At 59.4% G+C, this 372-nt stretch carries 1 pseudogene; it reads right to left on the bottom strand.

The window, feature by feature from the left end:
- Nucleotides 1-72: 72 nt before the first annotated feature.
- Nucleotides 73-372 (bottom strand): annotated as a pseudogene (locus MPN20_RS17210) (integrase); the annotation flags it as partial.

Raw genomic sequence — 372 nt, 5'->3', positions numbered from 1 at the left:
CGGAGTGCCTCATGTCAATACCCCCGGCTAATGAGGGTCGTGCCTCACACAAATTATCCCCGGGAACAACTCTCACCCCACCCGACTCGGCCTGACCCGAATACCCGAGGAATCGGGCAATGCCTGCTTGGCCTCGATCTCACGTTCCATACGCGCGGTCTTCCCGGCAGCGAGCTTGATCAGCCTCTGCTGGATCCGATCGATCTCGGCCGCGATATGGACCGGGTCAAGACCAGCCTTGTAAGCCCTGAGCTCAGCGACTTGCTTTCTGTTGAGGATCCCGGAATCCAGCAGACGCACGAACGGGGTCCGCGGGGTGTCATAAACACGTTTGCGACGACCCACCGAATCAGTGGAATACCCGGTGGGTTT

Source organism: Brevibacterium sp. ZH18 (genome assembly GCF_022748595.1).
Classification (GTDB): domain Bacteria; phylum Actinomycetota; class Actinomycetes; order Actinomycetales; family Brevibacteriaceae; genus Brevibacterium.
Note: the sequence above shows the minus strand (reverse complement) of the source record. Positions and strands in the feature narration are given on the sequence as shown.